The organism is Microtetraspora sp. NBRC 13810 (genome assembly GCF_030268685.1).
Taxonomy (GTDB): Bacteria; Actinomycetota; Actinomycetes; order Streptosporangiales; family Streptosporangiaceae; genus BSRQ01.
In genome coordinates this window covers 69,782-86,911 of the sequence record NZ_BSRQ01000016.1, presented here as the reverse complement: position 1 = coordinate 86,911, position 17,130 = coordinate 69,782, and the positions used below count along the sequence as shown (strand labels likewise).

The window sequence follows — 17,130 nt, the reverse complement described above, 5'->3', positions numbered from 1 at the left end:
CTTTTCCGGCCCGGAGCGGACGTGAAGCCGGCCAGGGCGGCCGGCCTCACGTCCGCTCCGGGCCGTCGCGGGGCCCGGCGGGGACTCGCCGCGTCAGCGCCGGTACGCCGTCACGCCCACGGGCACGCTCTCGCGTACGGCCCGGATGACCGGCTCGGCCCCCTCCGGTCCCTCCCCGCCGTACAACTCGATGAGGTGCAGCTCGCCGGCCATCTTCCCGGCCGCCTCGGCGGCGGCCTCCGCGTCGGGTACCCCGATCAAGGTGGTCCTGCCGCCCGCGTCCCTCTCGCGCACCACGCGGTCGGCCTCGGGATCGGCTCCCTCGTGCACGATGACGAACGCCTCCGACAGCGTCTCCCCGGCCTCGAACCGCGCCTTGTACGAGGCCACGGAGGTCAGCGACTCGAACCCGTAGTAGACGGCCCCCACCGGCACCTTCCCGCCCGTGGCCCGGCGGGCCGCGGCGTGCCACACCGCGCCGAACGCGCCGCACAGCTCGATCCGGTCGACTCCCTCGCCGACCAGCCGGGTGACCAGCTCCACCATCTGGCCCGGCTCGGCGACGGCGCGCACCCGGGTGCGGCCGTGCCCGTTCTCGATCGTCATCACGTCGGCCAGGGGATCCGCCCCGGCCTCCTCGTACACGATCACGCTGTCCCTGCTCATCCGCCCGCTCCTTCCGTGTCACGGACAGCGTGCTACCTCAACCAAACTTGAGGTCAACTTCCGGCGTTCAGCACCCGGTGCGGCTCGGGGACGCGGAACAACGCCGGCGTGAGATCCCGCGCCGGCCACCTCCGCACGGCGCTCACCGCGTCGTAGAGCAGCGGGTCGATCACGTGGTAGGCCGGGTCGGTCCCCTCGGCCCTGCGGTTGAACAGCGCGGCGTAGGCGATGCCGTCCCATCTGCGCGTGAGCAGCGTGTAGGTGCCCGGCATGCTGCCGGTGTGCCAGGTGTTCCGGCCGCCGGGCAGCGGGCGCACCTGCCAGCCGTACCCGTAGTACCACCCGTCCGGGTTCACCCCGGTCTCCGGGGCGGCGAACATCGCGGCGATCGAGTCCTCGGTGAGCACCGGTGAGGGCGGGTCGAAGACGGTGGCCAGGCGGACCAGGTCGGGCGCGGAGGCGAGCCAGCCGCAGTTGGCGTCGTTGGTGCCCAGGTTGAACCCGCCGTAGGGGTATGGCACCGGCCGGCCGCCGGGCCGCGTCACGTCCGGCCTGGTCAGCCCGGACCGGTAGGCCACCTCGCCGGGCGCCGCCCGCGCCCTGGGACTGCGGCCGGGCCGCATCCGGGTGATGCCGAGGGGCCGCAGGATCCGCTCGGTGACGTACGCCGGATAGCTCGTGCCGCCGGCCTTCTCGACGATCCTGCCGAGCAGCATGTAGCCGTAGTTGCTGTAGGCCACCCTGGTGCCCGGGGCGTGGTCCAGCGGCCTGCCGGTGACGTAGGTCATGATCAGGCCGTGGTCGAGCGGCAACGAGACGCCCAGGGCCGCCGCGATGGCCGCGTCGGACCACAGGGGGTCGCCGGAGAGGTCCCTGTCCCAGCCGCCCAGATGGTGCAGCAGGCGCCGCACGGTCACCTCGGCCAGCCGCGGGTCGGCCCGCCTGCCGGGACCGGGGGCGAGCCGCAGCAGGCCGGGCACCGGGGCCGACAGGTCGAGGCGGCCCTCCTGGGCCAGCAAGGTGATCGCGGTCGCGGTGATGTGCTTGGACAGGCTGGCCACCCGGAAGAGCGAGTCGGGCCGGGTGACCGGTTCGTGGCCGCCGAGCGTGTACCCCCTGGCGTAGAGCAGCCGCCCCTCGCGGCCCACGGCGAGCTGCGCCTGCGAGATGCCGCGCTCCCGCATGAAGTCCCGCATGACCGCGTCCAGCCCGGCCAGCGCCGCCACCGTGGTGCCGGTGGCGGTGAACCGCGCCGCCGAGGCCGACGCCGGACGCGCCCCGAGGGCCGGCAGTACGGCCGCGCCGGCGGCCAGCTTGAACAGTTCCCGCCGGCCGAACCCACGCGGATCCCCCCGAAGCGCCCCCACTCGGATAACTCCTGTCACTCCCGTCACACCAGTGACAACGGATCCTAGGTGGCTCAATGGGGCGGTTGGTGCGGATCTTGTGAAGCGTGACAGGTGTGACACTTTTCTCGGGAATGGTCGTCGGCCGGTGGGAGTTGGCGCTATCAAAGGGGGTAGTGGGGGTCCGGCGGAGCGTCACGCCGGTGTTACCGGGGGCTAACGGGCGCGATACTGGGACCTGGTTAGCTGTACTGACAGCTATCTGGGTAAAATCGGTTCACTCAAAACGCCATTTGAAGGCATGCCCTCTGGTGGGCACATAGGGAGGTCTGGTATGACGACGGCAGCCGAGCTGCAGGCCGTAGTGTCGGTTCCGGCGCGGTTCCGCGGGCCCGAGGGCTCGGCGAACGGCGGATGGGTCGCCGCCACGGTCGCCGAGGCGCTGACCGCCGCAGGCCACACCTCGCCCGTCGAGGTCACCCTGCACGCTCCCACCCCGCTGGACACCGAGCTCCGGCTCGAACAGCATGAGAACGCGGTGACCCTCTCCCAGGGCGGGACGGTGCTCGTCGAGGCCATCCCCGTGGCCGAGGACCTCACCGTGCCGGGCTTCGTGCCGTTCAACGAGGCGGCCCGCGCCGAGGAGGGCTTCGCCGGTCTGGCGGACCACCCGTTCCCCGGCTGCTTCGCCTGCGGCCTGCGCGACCCGGGCGACGGCCTGCGCATCTTCCCCGGCCCGGTGGCCGGCACCGACCTCTACGCGGCGGGCTGGCGGGTGCCGATCACGGTCACCGACGCCGACGGCATGGTGCCCGCGCCCGTGCTGTGGGCCGCCCTCGACTGCGTGACCGGCTGGACGCACTTCCAGCCCGGCGAGGCCGCCCTGCTCGGCCGCCTCACCGCCCAGGTGCACCGCCGCGTCTACCCCGGCGGCACCTACTCCGTCGTCGGCCGGGCCACCGGCCGCGAGGGCCGCAAGCTCTTCAGCGAGAGCGCCGTCTACGAGGCCGACGGCACCCTGGTCGCCGCCGCCCGCGCCACCTGGATCGTCACCCGCTGACCCGCCCGCCCCTCCGGCGCGCGCCCGGCCGCGCGCCGGACTCCGGGGGCGAACGACTACAGATCACCCTTCATCGCATAATGGGCGATATGCGAATCACCGTGGTCGAACACGAGGCCGAGGCGGGACTCGGATTCTTCGCGGGATGGCTCGCCGGAGCGGGGGCGCGGTGCGAGACCGCCCGGCCCTACCTCGGTGAGCCGGTGCCCGAAACGCCGGCCGACGGCCTGGTCGTGCTGGGCGGCGCGGCGTCGTCCTGGGACGACGAGGGCTATCCGTGGCTCCCCGCCACCCGCGACCTCATCCGGCGCGGCGTCCGGGACGGCGTGCCCACCCTCGGCCTCTGCCTCGGCGCCCAGCTGATGACCCTCGCCTGCGGCGGCCGGGTCGAGCGCGGCGGGAACGGCCTGGAGGTGGGCCTGTGCCCGGTCCTCCCGCTCCCCGCCGCCGCGACGGATCCGCTGTTCCGGCACGTCCCGGGCGTCCCGGGCGGCGCCGCGCCCGCCGCCGTGCAGTACCACCGGGACGCGATGACCGTCCTGCCGGCCGGCGCCGTGCCGCTGGTGACCGGGCACGCCTACCCCAACCAGGCTTATCGACTCGGCGAATCGGCCTGGGCGTTGCAGTTCCACCCCGAGGCCACCCCGGAGATCTTCGTCAGCTGGACCGCGGACGGCGCGGACCCGCTCACCGCCGCCGGCTACCACGTCGACGAGCTGAACGCCCAGGTCAAGCTGGCTGCCGAGGAACTGGCCCGCACCTGGCGGCCGCTCGCGGAGGCGTTCGCCGGCGTCGTGGCCGACCGGCGGAAAAATTTGTGATGGCCTGATTACGGTCCGAAACCCCTAACGACGCCGCACACGGTGAAGGATTACCGTGTGCGGCGACGCCCCGACGGTGCGGCGTCATCCGTTGATACCGCACAGGGGGGATGGGAGGGTCGTATGCGGACCGTGGAGAGAGGCCGAACGGAGGAGACGGCGCCTCCTGTGGAGACGCCGCCTGAGGGAGGGACGGTGACCGCCGTGCCCCGGATCGAGACCACGTCCGGGCGTCTTGCCAGACTGGGGTTCGCCGACGGCGCCCGGGCCGAGCAACTGCTCGACGACCTGGGTCCCGAGGCCGTGGGAGACGTCGGCCTGCTCGACGGCCTGGTCCAGGCGGCCGACCCCGATCTCGCCCTGACCTCTCTGGGCCGCCTCGCCGAGCGGGACCCGAGCGTCCTCGGCGCGCTGCGCGGCGACGAGGGCCTGCGCCGGCGGCTGCTCGGCGTGCTCGGCGTCAGCGCCGCGCTCGGCGACCACCTCGTCCGCCATCCCGAGCACTGGAAGGGCCTGCAGGGACCGCTCGCGGTGCAGCGCCCCTCCGAGGAGGAGTTGCGCGCCGACCTGCTCCAGGCCGTCGGCGCCGACCCCTACGGCGACGAACCGGCCGCCGCCGCCTCCGGCCCCGCCACCCTGATGGCGCTGCGCGTCGCCTACCGCGGCCACCTGCTGCACCTCGCCGCCCGCGACGTGACGGGCGAGGCCACCCTGTCGGAGGTGACCTCGGAGCTGTCCGACCTCGCCGCCGCGGCGCTGGAGGCCGCGCTCGCCATCGCCAGGGCCGAGCACGGCGCCGGCGTACGGCTGGCCGTGATCGGCATGGGCAAGTGCGGTGCCCGCGAGCTCAACTACATCAGCGACGTGGACGTGATCTTCGTCGCCGAGCCCGCCGAGGGCATGGACGAGACCAAGGCCCTGCGGCTCGCCACGAGACTCGCGCAGAGCATGATGCGCGCCTGCTCGGCCACCACCCCCGAGGGGGCGCTGTGGGAGGTCGACGCCGCGCTGCGCCCCGAGGGCAGGTCCGGGCCGCTGGTGCGCACGCTCAACAGCCACCTCGCCTACTACCGGCGCTGGGCCAAGACGTGGGAGTTCCAGGCGCTGCTGAAGGCCAGGCCGGTGGCCGGTGACGCCGAGCTGGGCGGCGCCTACACCGAGGCGGTCAACGAGCTCGTCTGGCAGGCCGCGGCGAGGGACAACTTCGTGGAGGACGTCCAGGCGATGCGCCGCAGGGTCGAGGCGCACATCCACTCCGAGGAGGCCGAGCGCCAGCTCAAGCTGGGACCTGGCGGACTGCGCGACATCGAGTTCGCGGTGCAGCTCCTCCAGCTCGTGCACGGACGGCTGGACCCGCTGCTGCGCCGCAGGGCCACCCTGCCCGCGCTCGCCGCGCTGTCCCGGGGCGGCTACGTCGGCAGGGAGGACGCCCGGACCATGGCGGAGGCGTACGCGTTCCTGCGCCAGGTGGAGCACCTGCTCCAGCTGCACCGGCTCCGCCGTACCCATGTCGTGCCCTCCGACGTCACCGACCTGCGCAGGCTCGGCCGGGCGCTGGGGATGACCGCCGACCCGGTCGGCGAGTTCACCACCCGGTGGCGGCGATACGCCCTGGAGGCCCGCAGGCTGCACGAGAAGCTTTTCTACCGGCCACTGCTGCAGGCCGTCGCGCGCCTGCCCGAAGAGGAGATCAGGCTGTCCACCGCCGCCGCGAAGGCCAGGCTCGAAGCACTGGGGTACACCGACCCCGAGGGCGCGCTGCGCCACATCGCCGCGCTGACCAGCGGCGTGTCCAGGCGGGCCGCGATCCAGCGCACCCTGCTCCCGGTCATGCTCGGCTGGTTCGCCGACGCGCCGGACCCGGACGCGGGGCTGCTCGGCTTCCGCCAGGTCAGCGACAAGCTGGGCGCCACCCCGTGGTACCTGCGGCTGCTCCGCGACGAGACCGCCGTCGCCTCCCGGATGGCCCGCGTGCTCGGCACCAGCCGCTACGCGACCGGCCTGCTGCTGCACGCCCCGGACGCCGTGGCCCTGCTCGGCTCCGACACCGAGCTGACCGTACGGCCGGCCGCCGCCCTGGCCGGCGAGGCCGCCGCGGCCGTGGGCCGGCACGCCGACGACGCCGCCAAGGCGGTGACCGCGGTCCGCGCGCTGCGCCGCAGGGAGCTGTTCCGCACCGCCGTCGCCGACCTGGTGGGCCGGATCGACGCCGAGCAGGTCGGGGCCGCCCTCGCCGAGCTGAACGACGTCACCATCCAGGCCGCGCTGGACGCCGCGATCGCCAAGGTCACCGCCGACCGGGGCGCGCCGCCGCCGACCAGGTTCGCGGTCATCGCGATGGGCAGGCTGGGCGGCTTCGAGTCCTCCTACGGCAGCGACGCCGACGTGATGTTCGTGCACGACCCGCTGGACGGCGTGGCGGAGAAGGACGCCGCCGAGGCCGCGTACGCGGTGGCCAACGAGCTACGCCGGCTGCTGGCCCTGCCGGCGCCCGATCCGCCGCTGGTCATCGACCCCGACCTGCGCCCCGAGGGCCGTCAGGGCCCGCTGGTGCGCACGCTCGCGTCCTACGCCGCCTACTACGGCCGCTGGTCCTCCCCCTGGGAGGCGCAGGCGCTGCTGCGCGCCCGGTTCTCGGCGGGCGACCGGGCGCTCGGCGCGGAGTTCACGGCGATCGCCGACCCGCTGCGCTACCCGCCGGAGGGCGTCCCGGACGCGGCGGTGCGCGAGATCCGCAGGCTCAAGGCGCGGATGGAGTCCGAGCGGCTGCCCAGGGGCGCCGACCCCGCGCTGCACACCAAGCTCGGCAGGGGAGGGCTCTCCGACGTCGAGTGGGTGGCCCAGCTCATCCAGCTGCGTCACGCGGGAGCCCTGCCGGAGCTGCGCACCACCCGGACCCTGCAGACCCTGCGCGCCGCGGTCGCCGCCGGGCTGCTGTCCGCCGCCGACGAGAAGGTGCTCGCCGAGGCGTGGCGCTTCGCCTCCCGCGTCCGCGACGCGATCATGCTGGTCAAGGGGCGGGCCGGCGACTCGATCCCCACCGACGTGCGCGAGCGCGGCATGATCGCGCGCACCCTGGGCTACCCGCCGGACGGCTCGGAGGACTTCGTCGAGGACTACCGCAGGACGACCAGGCGGGCCCGCAAGGTCGTCGAGCGCGTCTTCTACGGGGAGTGACGCCTTTCCCGGGGACTTTCCCGAATCCGCTGCGGCACCGGCCCGTCGCCGTGTATCAACGGGTGCGGGTGATCCGCATTGATATCTGTTTATATCGACCTGGCCATCGGGCTGGTCCTCGCCTTCCTGATGCTCTCGCTGCTGGTCAGCGGGATCAACGAGGGCATCGTCCGGCTGCTGTCGATCCGCAGCAAGTTCCTGTGGGCCTACCTGCGGGACACGCTGGACGGCGGGCCGGAGGAGGGGCGATCCTGGATCCCGTCCAGGATCGCCGACGTCTTCGCCCGGCTGCCGTTCGCCGCCGACCCGCGCCCGTTACACGACCCGGAGCCCGCGCCCGCGGTGGTGACGCCGATGCCGGAGGCGCCGGTCGCGGAGGGCCGGGCGCCGGTGGCGGCGGCGGTGGACCTGACCCGGCGGCTGTACGACCGGCTGCGCGAGATCGACCACCCCAAGGGCAACCGGACCAGCATCGCGACCATCCCGCCCACGCGGTTCGGGGTGGCCGTGATGGAGATGGTCTCCGCCGAGGACGGCGGGGTCGAAGGCTTCCTGCGCAAGCTGGAGGAGCTGCGCAGCCCGCTGTCCGGGCATCTCGGCGGCGTGTGGCGCAGCGCCGCGGGTGACCTGGAGGCGTTCCGCAAGGGCACCGAGGTGTGGTTCGACGGCGAGATGCAGCGGCTCACCATGCTCTACCGGCGCTACGTCCGGTGGGCCGTCGCCGCGCTCGGGCTCGTGGTGGTCCTGGTGTTCGGCATGGACTCGCTGGAGTACGCCAAGACGCTGCTGCGCGACAACGGCTACCGCGCCGGGGTGGCGGCCATCGCGGGAGGCGGCGACGACGGGCTCGCCGCGCTCCGCGACCGGTGCACGGCGGGCGGCGAGACGGCGGAGCCGTACGCGTGCGTGACCGAGTCGTTCAGCTCGCCCGCGCTGACCCGGATCTTCGACCACTCGCTCGTGAGCATGCGGATGCCCGAGCAGGGCGACCCGGTCCTGTCGTGGAACGCCGGGGCCTGGTGGGACCGGCTGCTCACCCTTGGGCACTGGCCGGGCTTTCTGCTGTCCTACGTCGCCGTGCTGTTCGGGGCGCCCTTCTGGTGGGACCTGCTGCGCCGGCTGACCGGTCTGCGCAAACGCGGGTGACCGCCCGGCTACCGATCTGATCCCCGGTCAAGGCTGGTGATTTCACCGGTGCGCGAGGGGCCCTCCCGCGGCGACAGTGTCCTTGGTCAGTCTCCAGAGAACGGGAGTTCAAGGACGTGCACCCCCCGAACATCACCTCGAACAGCCGCTCGTACCCCCTCAGGCGCCGCGTGGCGGGCATCACCGCCAAGCTGACCCTGGCCGTGACCCTGGCCGTGGCGCTCGCCGCCGCGGGCGCCGGGATCGCCCCCGCCGCCCAGGCCGCGGCCAACCCCTACGAGCGCGGCCCGGCCCCGACCGAGGCGAGCATCTCGGCGGCACGCGGTCCCTTCGCGACGTCGCAGACCTCGGTCTCCTCGCTCGTGACCGGCTTCGGCGGCGGGACGATCTACTACCCGACCGACACCGGCCAGGGCACCTTCGGCGCCGTCGCGATCTCGCCCGGCTACACCGCCAGGTGGTCCAGCCTGAGCTGGCTCGGCCCGCGGCTCGCCTCCCAGGGTTTCGTCGTCATCGGCATCGAGACCGAAAGCCTGTACGACCAGCCGGACGAGCGCGGCGAGCAGCTCCTCGCCGCGCTGGACTACCTGACCCAGCGCAGCAGTGTGGCGAACCGGATCGACCCGACGCGGCTCGCGGTCGCCGGGCACTCGATGGGCGGCGGCGGATCGCTTGAGGCGGCCGACGAGCGGCCCTCGATCCAGGCGGCCGTGCCGATCGCGCCGTGGAACAGCAGGAAGAGCTGGTCCGGGCTCCGGGTCCCCACCATGATCATCGGCGGTGAGTCCGACTCGATCGCGCCGGTCGCCACCCACTCCATCCCGTTCTACAACTCGATCCCGTCGGCGTCGGAGAAGGCGTACCTGGAGCTGGACAACGCCAGCCACTTCTTCCCGCAGACGTCCAACACGACGACGGCGAAGTACATGATCTCCTGGCTCAAGCGGTTCGTGGACAACGACACCCGCTACGAGCAGTTCCTGTGCCCCGCGCCGGACGACAACGACATCTCCGACTACCGCGACACCTGCCCGCACGCGGGCTGACGTCCGGGCGAGGGCGGCCGTCCTGCCGGGGCGGCCGCCTTCGCCGCGTTCAGCCGGCCGACCGGTAGAGGGAGACGGCGAAGGGCCGCTGCGGCGTGCGGTCCACCTCCTCGGCGAACCGGGAGACGGCCGGGTTGTCGTCGAGGTAGCCGTGCAGCCGCCTCGCCTCCGGCCACGGGTGCACCAGCACCAGCACGCCGCCGGGCTCCAGCAGGCCGCTGAGGCGCGCGGAGGCGCGCAGCAGCCGGTCGTGCCTGCCGAGGTAGTACAGCGTCTCGGCGCAGAACACCAGGTCGAACCGCTCGCCGGGACCGTCGGCGAGGAGGTCCCCCTGGATCAGGGTGACCTTGGTGCCGTCGCCGTCCATCCGGGCGCGGGCGCGGCTCAGGGCGCGCTCGGAGATGTCCATGCCGGTGACCTCCGCGTCGGGGTAGGTCCTGGCCAGCATGTGGGTGAAGACGCCCTCGCTGCACCCCACGTCGAGGATCCGCCGGTAGGGCCGCTCGGGCACCTGCCGCAGCGTGGTCTCGTACTTGTGCCGCTCGTAGCTGTCGGTGCCGAGGTTCCACGGGTCGGGATTGCGGTGCCACCAGTCGAAGTACCGGCGCAGGACGGCTCCCTGGCCGCCCGGAGCCAGCAGGGACAGGGTCCTGAAGAGCGTGCGGTGCATCAGATCCGGTATCTCTCGCAAACCCGTCATGCGGCCCCTTTTCCATTGGGAGGTGTCGTATGGCGTTCAAGCCTCGGAGAGAAAACCCTACGTCGCACCGCGGCGGGCCGAACGCGTCAAGCTCAGATGTGATCGTCACGGCCGGCGCCCAGGCAGGGGACCCCGTACTCCTCGGTCCGTACTGAGTAACAGAGTCCGACCGAAGGATCAAACATCCTGCCCGTTATATGGCTTTTTGCGGAGAAATATGGGTTGATATCGCCTCTTGGTGGAGCGGTCACCGGCGGTTATCGCCCTATGTATCTGCCTGGTGGCGGTGGGTTACTCTTATGTCGACCGAATGTCATGAATGGCTGTCAAGTACGGATGTGCCGACCCTCCCCGACCCGAGGAGACCCCGTGTTCCGACGAATCGGCCTCATCACGACCGCCCTGCTGACCATCGCCGCCGCCGCGCCCGACGCCGAGGCCGCCCCGCCGCCGGCCGTCAACGTCGCCCACCGGGGAGCCTCCGCCGCGGCCCCGGAGAACACCGTCGCCGCCTTCGAGACGGCCGCCGCGCACCGGGCCGACATGTTCGAGCTGGACGTCCAGCAGACCAGGGACCACCGGCTGATCGTCATGCACGACCCCACCCTGGCCCGCACCACCGACGTCGAGGAGGTCTTCCCCGGCCGCGCCCCGTGGAAGGTCGGCGACCTCACCCTCGCCGAGATCCGCAGGCTGGACGCGGGATCCTGGCTCGGCGCGCGGCACAGTGGGCAGCGGGTGCCCACGCTCAGGGAGACGCTGCGCGCGATGGGCGGCGGCCCGCTCGGTCTGCTGCTGGAGATCAAGACGCCCCGGCTGTACCCCGGCATCGAGGCCCGGGTCGCCGGCGAGCTGCGCCGTCACCCCTCGTGGCTGATCCCCGGCAGGCTCGTCGTCCAGTCGTTCAACTGGGATTCGATGCGCGTCTTCCACCGGCTCATGCCGCAGATCCCGGTCGCCCTCCTCGGCGCCCCCGCTGCCGAGCGGCTCCCCGAGCTCGCGGAGTTCGCCACCCAGGTCCACCCGCCGTACGCCGGCGTCACCCGCGCCTACGTCCGCCGCGCGCACGCCCACGGCCTGGCCGTCTACCCCTGGGCCGTGGACGACCCGCGGGCCATGCGCCGCCTCCTGTCCTACGAGGTGGACGGCATCATCACCAACCGGCCCGACCTCCTGCACACCCTCCAGACCACCCCCGAGCACGCCGACGCCTGACCCCGGGGCGCCCACCTGGATGGACAGGAACCACCATTGCGGGCTCGGCATACGGGGCTCTTCGCCAGGAAGAGCGGCTTGGGCATGAGGGTGACGGTGTGGCCGTACTCCGGCTTGCGGACCATCTCCGGGCGCAGGTCGGTGAAGTGGTCCATCGGCGGGACCGGGAAGTAGCCGCCCTTGCCCGGGTGCCTCCCCGCTCCCATTCGCCCGGGTGGCTGTGATCACACCAATCCGGCATACTTCACGAGGAGCAAGATCCCTTGTCGAATGAGACCCCTACGGTCAAGGAGATCGATCATTGGATATCGACCGTCGCGCCGACAGCCCGGGGCTGGTGGTGGCCAAGAGCATTCTGCGGTACAACGGCCACGCCCTCAGGGAGCAGCTCATCCGTCAGCGTGCGATCCGCGCGACGGACGTGCCGGTGCGTACAAGGGAGGTCACCCGTGAATGGCTGACCGCCGTGCTCTGCGGCGAGCACCCTGGAGCGACGATCGAATCGTGCCAGATCGAAGACGTGAGCAGCGGCACCTCCAGCCGCTGGCGGGCCACGGTCGCCTACAACCGGGCCGGTCGTGACGCGGGGCTGCCGACCGAGCTGTTCGCCAAGACGAGCAGGAGCTGGACGCAGCGGCTCCTGCTCGGGATGGCCGGGGTGCTCACCGGCGAGCCGGGGTTCTACAAGCACATCCGTCCCCACCTGGACATTGAGGCTCCGAACGGCTACCACGGAGCGGTCGATCCCGCGTCGGGACGCTCGATCGCGCTGATGGAGGACGTGGCCGTGACCAAGAAGGCGACCTTCTGCACGCCCCAGACGCCGATCTCCCGAAAGGAGATGGAGGACCTGCTCGGCAGCATGGCGACCTGGCACGGGCACTACTGGAACGCCCCGGAGTTGGAACGTCACCTGTTCCTGAACAAGACACCGCACACCTTCGTCGGCAACCTCGCCAGGTTCGCCGGTCTGGAGAAGCGGGCCAAGGTCGGCGCCCTGCGGGCCAGGGACGTGATGCCGCAGGCCATCACGCCCATCCACGACGACCTCTACCGGGTCCTGTGGCGGGCGATGGACCTCACCAAGGAGGGTCCCCAGACCTTCCTGCACGGCGACTCGCACATCGGCAACGTCTACAAGACCGAGTCGGGGCGGCTGGGCTTCGGAGACTGGCAGGTCGTGATGCACGGTCACTGGTCCTACGACGTGTCGTACACCATCGCGACCGGCCTGGCCGTCGAGGACCGGCGTGCCTGGGAGCGCGACCTCCTGGCCTTCTACCTGGAACGGCTGAGCGAGGCGGGCGGCACGGCGCCCGGCTTCGACGCCGCCTGGCTCGCCTACCGGCAGCAGATGATGTGGCCGTACTTCGGCTGGCTGCTCTCCATCGGGCGCAGCGCGATCCAGCCGAAGTTCCAGCCGGACTCCACCAGCCTCGGCATGCTCGAACGCGCGTCGAATGCCGTCCTCGATCTCGACACACTGGGCGCGCTCGGCGGCTCCAAGTCCGGTTAGAACGTCGGGCCGGATGGCCAACCGTCCGACCCGGCACCGCGATCTCCACTACGATTTGATCTAGGTGCCCAAAGCCACAGATCCCCCAAGTCGCCGCATCCCTCCCGGGGTTGCTCACCCTCAGTCACCGACCGCCGACGAGGAATCGTTAATGTCAGCACACCCACCTGTCCGCCGCCAGGCAGAGCGCCCGCAGGCGACTCCGGTCCTGCTCGCGACACTCGCCGTAGTGACAGTCAGCGGGGGCGCGTGTCTGCTGGCCGTGGCCGTGGCGCCCGCCGGGGAGAGGGCACTTCTGGCATGGTGCCTGGGCGTCGCCGCGATCCTGCTTTCCGCGGCCGTCACCGTCGCGGCGTACGCCGCGCAGCAGACGCGGCTGCTGCGCGGCCGGATCGCGGCGACGGACGCCGAGCTCACCCGGCTGGCCGAGCACACGATGCCCGGCCTGGTGGAGAGGCTGCGCGCCGGGGCGTCGCCGAACACCGCGCTCTCCGAGATCCCCAGGCCGGCCGAAATCGCCCACCAGCGCATCTTGTGGACGCTGGCGCAGGAGATCGGCAAGGGGGAGCGCATGCGCGCGGCCACGATGTCGGCCTGCGCCAACGCGGCGGGCCGGGTCCAGGCCCTGGCCACCAGCATGCTCGCCGACCTGCGCGAGATGGAGCACAGGCACGACGAGAGCGTCCTCGGCGACCTGCTGAAGCTGGACCACAGCACCGCGCAGGCCGGACGGCTCGCGGACAGTATCGCCGTGCTGACCGGCGCGCGCTCCGGACGGCGCTGGACCAAGCCGATCGCGATGGAGAGCATCCTGCGCGGCGCGGTCGGCCGTATCGCCGCCTACCAGCGGGTGCGGACACACTCGGCCAGCACCGTCGCGATCGCGGGCTACGCCGCCGAGGGCATCATGCACGTCCTCGCCGAGCTGATGGACAACGCGACCAGCTTCTCGCCTCCCTCCGAGGAGGTGCATGTGTACGTGGAAGAGGTGAGTACGGGGGTCGTGATCACCGTCGAGGACTGCGGCCTGGTCATGAGCGCCGCCGCCCTGAGCCGCGCCCAGCGGGCCGTCTCAGCGGAGCCGCTCGATCTGACGACCCTGTCCGGCACCCGGCTGGGCCTGGCCGTGGTCGGCAGCCTGGCACGCAAGCACGGACTGACCATCTCGTTCAGGCCATCCTCACGCGGAGGCACAGGAGTAGTGGTAATGATCCCCCAGCAGTTGATCACACAGCCCGCGCGGACGGCCGGGGCGGTGGCTCCGCCACGGGAGAACCCGCCGGCCGCGCGCCCGGTGGCCGCCGCCCCGGCCCTCGCCGTTCCCCTGGGGGACGGCGAGCTGCACGGTCTGCCCAGGCGGCGGCGCGGGCAGACGCTCGCGGCGACGATCCCCACGGGCCCGCAGACGGCGAAGCCCTCGCCCCAGGCCCCCGCCGACCCGGCGAGGCTCACCGCCTTCCGCCAGGCCGCCAGGGGAACGGGCCCCGGGGGCGGCACGCTTTCCGCGCCCGAAGAGGGTACGCGGTGACCACCGCCCCGACTCGCGCCGCCGGACCGGACCGGACCAGATAACAGATAGGAGGCTGGGGCCGTCCTTTCGCCGTCACCGCTTGGACGACCGCCCCGGAGATCCGATGAGAACTGCAAACCGCGACCTCGCCTGGTTGCTGGAGAACCTCTTGGAGAGGACGCCGCTGACGCGGCACGCTCTCGTACTGTCGAAAGACGGCCTCAAGCTCTCCCACACCCACAACCTGAGCGTGGACCGGGCCGACCAGCTCGCCGCCATCGCCTCGGGCATCCAGAGCCTGTCACACGGCGCGTCGATCGAGTTCGGCGACGGCAGCGGCGGGCTCAGGCAGTCGATGACGGAGTTCCACGGCGGGCTCCTGTTCATCGTGGAGGCGGGAGCGGGAGCCCATCTCGCCGTCGTCGCCAGCGATGAGGCCGACCCCGGCATCATCGGTCACAACATGAACGAACTGGTCGAGCAGATCGGAGAATATCTGACCGCACCTCCGCGCGAGCCCCAGCAGAGCAGCCGGACGCTATGACCCCGCGGCGAGTCGACGACGAGAGTCCGGACCGGCTCTACACCATCACGGGCGGGCGCAGCCGTGCCGACGAGAGCTCCATCGACGTGGTCTCGCTGATCGTGAGCGAGTGCGACCCCACGCCCGGCATGCAGTCGGAGCACGCGAGGATCCTGCTGATGTGCCGAAGCCCGACGGCCGTCGTGGAGATCGCCTCCGAGCTGAACCTTCCGCTGAGCGTCGTGAAGATCCTGCTGTGCGATCTGCTCGACACCGGCCGGGTCACCGCCCGCCACCCGGCCTCGGCTCCCGCCAAGGCGCAACTGCCCGATACCGAATTCCTGAAGCAGGTGCTTGTTGGACTTCAGAACCTCTGAGCCGCCCGCCCGGACGCCGTTGAGGAGCACGGCGACCACCGGGCTCAAGATAGTGATCGTCGGCGGGTTCGGTGTCGGCAAGACGACCATGGTCCGCTCGGTCAGCGAGATCCGCCCGTTGAGCACTGAGGAGACCATGACGCGGGCGGGCCTCGGGATCGACGACGCGAGAGGGGTGGACGACAAGGCCACGACCACGGTGGCCTTCGACTTCGGCCGTATCACCCTGAACGACCAGATGGTGCTCTACCTGTTCGGCGCTCCCGGCCAGGAGCGGTTCTGGTTCCTGTGGGACCGGCTGTTCTCGGGGACCCTGGGCGCGGTCGTCCTGGTGGACACCCGCCGCCTGGCCAACTCCTGGTACGCCATCGACCGCCTGGAACACCACGGCATGCCCTTCATCGTCGCCCGCAACAACTTCGGCGAGCCGCTGCACCCGCTGGAGCAGGTACGCGAGGCGCTGGACCTGTCCGACGACGTCCCGCTGATCGACTGCGACGCGAGAGAGCGTGAGTCCAGCAAGGCCGTGCTGATCGCCCTCGTCAACCATCTGTACGCCATGTCCGTCGCGCGGGAGGGCGCCCGATGACGAATCCTTACGAGTCCAAAGCGCCCTCGGGCTGCCCCGCCCACCCCGAGTCCATAAGGCTGTACGGTCCACGGTACCAGCAGGCCCCGGCCCAGCTGTACCGGGAAATGCGGCAGTCGCACGGGCCGGTCGTCCCCGTCCTACTCGAAGGCGACATCTTCGCCTGGCTGGTGATCGGCTACCGCGAGCTTCGCTACGTCCTCAGCAATCCCCTGCTCTTCGCCCGCGACTCCCGCCGGTGGAACGCCTGGGAGCACATCCCGCCCGACTGGCCGCTGATGGCGTACATCAGCTACCAGCCCTCCATGTTGTTCACCGAGGGGGCCGAGCACCAGCGGCGCGCCAAGGCGATCAGCGACGCCCTCGGCGCCGCCGACCAGTTCGACCTGCGCACCCATTGCGAGAGCGTCGCCGATCAGCTGATCGACACGTTCATCGGTACCGGCAGGGCCGACCTGATGGCGCAGTACGCGCACCCGATCCCGCTGATGGTCGTCGCCTCGATGTTCGGCCTGTCCGATCATGAGACGACACTGCTGGTGGGCGACGTGAGCGCCACCATGAACGGCGGCGAGAACGCCATGGAGGCGTACGGGCGGGTGCAGGCCACGATGCACCGCCTGCTGGACGCCAAGCGCAAACGTCCGGGCCACGACCTGCCCTCACGCCTGCTGGCGCACGCCGCGGGCCTGGCCGACGACGAGATCATCCAGGACCTGATCCTGCTGATGACGGCGGGCAAGGACACCACTGCCAACTGGATCGGCAACACCCTGCGGCTGATGCTGACCGACGACCGATTCGCCGTGACCCTGTCAGGTGGCCGCAGCAGCGCCGGCCAGGCGCTCAACGAGGTGCTGTGGGAGGACTCCCCCAGCCAGAACAGCCTGGGCCGCTGGGCGGTCGTGGACACCCAGCTCGGCGGGCAGCTCATCCGGGCGGGCGACGCGCTCATCCTCGGCCTGGCCGCCGCGAACGCCGACCCGTTGGTACGGCCGGACTCTTTCGGCGGCTCCGGGGGCAACCACGCGCACATGTCCTTCGGCCACGGCGAGCACGGCTGCCCGCACCCGGCACCGGAGATCGCCGAGCTGATCGCCCACACGGCCGTCGAGGTGCTGCTCGACCGGCTCCCCGACGTGATCCTCTCGGTGGCCCCCGACGCGCTCATATGGCGCACGTCCATACAGCAGCGCGGCCTGTCCGCCCTGCCGGTGAAGTTCACCCCTGGCTACCCGACGGGAAGGGGTTGAGCCGGGCCTTACTGCCTGGCCGGCGACCTTGCCCAGGCTGTGGTCCTTGGACCGTGCTCGATCCTCGGGGCCGCCGTCGGTCCACGGAGTCAGGAATGGGCGCTCGTCTGCCTGGTGCACGCCTTTGCATATGCCCGGGGGCGCCGCCGATGTGATCGGTGGCGCCCCCGCGTTCTTGCCGGCTC

At 71.7% G+C, this 17,130-nt stretch carries 15 protein-coding genes; 12 read left to right on the top strand and 3 right to left on the bottom strand.

The genetic code is table 11. The features are described 5' to 3' along the window. Window positions 1–93 precede the first annotated feature (93 nt). Entirely contained in the window at window positions 94–666 is a 573-nt protein-coding gene (locus QSK26_RS28130; RefSeq protein ID WP_285778286.1) for a DUF6506 family protein, read from the bottom strand. Window positions 667–719: 53 nt separating this feature from the next. Then, a complete protein-coding gene (locus QSK26_RS28125) occupies window positions 720–2,033 on the bottom strand; it encodes a serine hydrolase domain-containing protein (RefSeq protein WP_285778285.1) in 1,314 nt (437 codons plus the stop codon). 313 nt (window positions 2,034–2,346) lie between these two features. On the opposite strand from QSK26_RS28125, the gene QSK26_RS28120 reads away from it, so the two are divergent. The 5 genes from QSK26_RS28120 (at window position 2,347) to QSK26_RS28100 (ending at window position 9,262) form a co-directional block, all read left to right on the top strand. After that, window positions 2,347–3,072, top strand: a complete 726-nt coding sequence (locus QSK26_RS28120; protein ID WP_285778284.1) for a PaaI family thioesterase — start codon at window positions 2,347–2,349, stop codon at window positions 3,070–3,072. Between the two features lie 89 nt (window positions 3,073–3,161). Continuing rightward, window positions 3,162–3,893: a type 1 glutamine amidotransferase gene (locus QSK26_RS28115; RefSeq protein WP_285778283.1), complete on the top strand. Its 732-nt coding sequence runs from the start codon at window positions 3,162–3,164 to the stop codon at window positions 3,891–3,893. A gap of 195 nt (window positions 3,894–4,088) precedes the next feature. After that, entirely contained in the window at window positions 4,089–7,070 is a 2,982-nt protein-coding gene (locus QSK26_RS28110; RefSeq protein WP_285778282.1) for a bifunctional [glutamine synthetase] adenylyltransferase/[glutamine synthetase]-adenylyl-L-tyrosine phosphorylase, read from the top strand. 78 nt (window positions 7,071–7,148) lie between these two features. Further along, window positions 7,149–8,216, top strand: coding sequence for a hypothetical protein (locus QSK26_RS28105; RefSeq protein WP_285778281.1), 1,068 nt, complete (start codon window positions 7,149–7,151; stop codon window positions 8,214–8,216). A 170-nt stretch (window positions 8,217–8,386) separates the two neighbouring features. Further along, window positions 8,387–9,262: an alpha/beta hydrolase family protein gene (locus QSK26_RS28100; protein ID WP_502888754.1), complete on the top strand. Its 876-nt coding sequence runs from the start codon at window positions 8,387–8,389 to the stop codon at window positions 9,260–9,262. Between the two features lie 49 nt (window positions 9,263–9,311). Here QSK26_RS28100 and QSK26_RS28095 read toward each other — a convergent pair whose 3' ends face one another. After that, window positions 9,312–9,962, bottom strand: coding sequence for a class I SAM-dependent methyltransferase (locus QSK26_RS28095; RefSeq protein WP_285778280.1), 651 nt, complete (start codon window positions 9,960–9,962; stop codon window positions 9,312–9,314). Between the two features lie 369 nt (window positions 9,963–10,331). Here QSK26_RS28095 and QSK26_RS28090 point away from each other — a divergent pair, with 369 nt between their 5' ends. The 7 genes from QSK26_RS28090 to QSK26_RS28060 all read left to right on the top strand — a co-directional run bounded on the left by QSK26_RS28090 (window position 10,332) and on the right by QSK26_RS28060 (window position 16,945). Next, complete coding sequence (locus QSK26_RS28090; RefSeq protein WP_285778279.1) at window positions 10,332–11,177, top strand: glycerophosphodiester phosphodiesterase; 846 nt, start codon at window positions 10,332–10,334, stop codon at window positions 11,175–11,177. A gap of 301 nt (window positions 11,178–11,478) precedes the next feature. Then, window positions 11,479–12,693, top strand: coding sequence for a phosphotransferase (locus tag QSK26_RS28085; protein ID WP_285778278.1), 1,215 nt, complete (start codon window positions 11,479–11,481; stop codon window positions 12,691–12,693). A 229-nt stretch (window positions 12,694–12,922) separates the two neighbouring features. Further along, window positions 12,923–14,221 carry a sensor histidine kinase gene (locus QSK26_RS28080; RefSeq protein WP_285778277.1) on the top strand — a complete coding sequence of 433 codons (1,299 nt, stop codon included), beginning with the start codon at window positions 12,923–12,925 and terminating at the stop codon, window positions 14,219–14,221. Window positions 14,222–14,327: 106 nt separating this feature from the next. Then, entirely contained in the window at window positions 14,328–14,747 is a 420-nt protein-coding gene (locus QSK26_RS28075; RefSeq protein WP_285778276.1) for a roadblock/LC7 domain-containing protein, read from the top strand. Next, window positions 14,744–15,103: a DUF742 domain-containing protein gene (locus tag QSK26_RS28070; protein WP_285778275.1), complete on the top strand. Its 360-nt coding sequence runs from the start codon at window positions 14,744–14,746 to the stop codon at window positions 15,101–15,103. The genes QSK26_RS28075 and QSK26_RS28070 overlap by 4 nt, the downstream gene beginning before the upstream one ends. After that, a complete protein-coding gene (locus QSK26_RS28065; RefSeq protein WP_285778274.1) occupies window positions 15,084–15,692 on the top strand; it encodes a GTP-binding protein in 609 nt (202 codons plus the stop codon). The genes QSK26_RS28070 and QSK26_RS28065 overlap by 20 nt, the downstream gene beginning before the upstream one ends. Beyond that, window positions 15,689–16,945, top strand: coding sequence for a cytochrome P450 (locus QSK26_RS28060; RefSeq protein WP_285778273.1), 1,257 nt, complete (start codon window positions 15,689–15,691; stop codon window positions 16,943–16,945). The genes QSK26_RS28065 and QSK26_RS28060 overlap by 4 nt, the downstream gene beginning before the upstream one ends. Window positions 16,946–17,130 lie beyond the last annotated feature (185 nt).